Origin of the sequence: Collinsella sp. TM05-37 (assembly GCF_003436455.1) — a bacterium.
Taxonomy (GTDB): domain Bacteria; phylum Actinomycetota; class Coriobacteriia; order Coriobacteriales; family Coriobacteriaceae; genus Collinsella.
Genome location: NZ_QSPN01000035.1, coordinates 1 through 1,677 on the forward strand (window position 1 = coordinate 1; position 1,677 = coordinate 1,677).

At 54.5% G+C, this 1,677-nt stretch carries 1 protein-coding gene; it reads right to left on the reverse strand.

Annotation, left to right across the window (positions count from 1 at the left end; genetic code table 11):
• Positions 1–595: 595 nt before the first annotated feature.
• Positions 596–1,677, reverse strand: a 1,082-nt coding sequence (locus DXD48_RS09930) for an aminotransferase (protein ID WP_117565061.1), incomplete at its 5' end; no start/stop codon positions are given.

Sequence of the window (1,677 nt, forward strand, 5' to 3'; positions counted from 1 at the left end):
GGCACGTGCAGACCTTTCGTCATGGCCTCCTACCTTTCTTTCGGGCCCTTGTCAGGGCCGATTCGTTAGCGCCCCTCCGTGTGAGGCGTTATTGCTGACGACATATTTATATCCAAAATCAGCCCATACTTCCACCTCGCCCCCGAACGGTTTTTTATGAGGGGTGAACGGCATACACATATACTTCACGCATGGCACACTTTGATTTAATAAAGTTAATTTACGTGCTTAAATGCTTTTTCAAACCAAATAGCAAATGGAACTTAACTTTATTGAACCACCCTCAAATTGCATATTTCTAATAAAGCTATGAATAGAATTAGCGATTCATACCGCGTCTCAACCATTTTCATTTTTATTCAGAAAAAAGTTTGTCCTATTCATTTCTGGTATGCATATTACCGTTTACCAGACGTTGGATACCGTTCACCGGAAGCTCAGTATAAGGCCCAACGAACACCGGCTCGCCTTACGGCCTCATTTGTAACAACTTGACTTCTCGGTATAGAAAAACAGACCCGCTCCCCTCATGGGTAACGGGTCTGTTATCGATAATCGTAGACGGATTTGAGTGGCTTTGAGAGCCGTCGGAATCCTAGCGATCAAACTCCGCCAGTGCCTCGCCCAGAAGCCTCAGACCCTCGCGAAGAACATCTTCGCTTGCGCAGTAGCCCAGGCGCGCTCCGCAGGGAAGCTCAAAACGGCTGCCGGGGACCAACAGCACTCCCCTCTCGGCCAGCAGACGCTTGCAGAACTCCTCGTCATCCTCGGGAATATCCAGCTGGATGAACGAGGTGGACACGCCCTGCGGGGCCGTCCAGGAAACACGATGCTGCGTATCGATCCATGCCTGCGCGATATCGCGGTTACCAAACAAGATCTTGCGGTTGCGCTCGAGAATCTTGTCCTTGTGCTCGAGCACGTAGGTCGCCAGGGCGTCGTTGAACACGCCGCCGCAGATCATGGTGTAGTCGCGATACGTGCGGATGCGGTTGGACACCTCTTCGTCGGCCACAACCCAGCCCACGCGAGCCGCAGGCGTCGAATAGGTCTTAGACACCGAGTTGGTGACAATGGCCCTATCGTACACGTCGGCCATCGACATAAAGGACTCGGTGTTCTCGAGCGGCAGATAAACCTCGTCGCACAGCACGTAGGCGCCCACCGAACGGGCAATCTCGGCAATCTGACCGAGCGTATCGGCATCAAGCACCGTACCGATGGGGTTCGATGCGTTATTGATGCAGATGAGTTTCGTGTTGGGGCGCACCGAGCGCTTGAGCTGCTCGATATCGGGTTTCCATCCGAGCTCCTCGCGAAGCTCCCAATACTCAACCTCGGCGCCGAGCGTACGCGGGATCTCATAGAGCGGCGCATAGGTAGGCCACTCGGCAATCACATGATCGCCGGGCTCGACAACGGCCATGATGGCGTTGAGGTTGGCACCCGTGCAGCCATTGGTCTGCAGAATGTGATCGGGATTGACCTCGCGACGATACAGCTTGGCGACCTCGGCCTTAAACTCCGGCGAACCCTCGATCCAGCCGTAGTTCATCTTCTCGCGATCCAGGCGCTCGTAGAACGTGGCGCCGTCCTGCTCGTCAAGCGCACGAAGCTCGCCCATGGTCAGCGGTACCGTCAAGATTCTTTCGCAAATTGATCGAGGCGGCCTCGGCC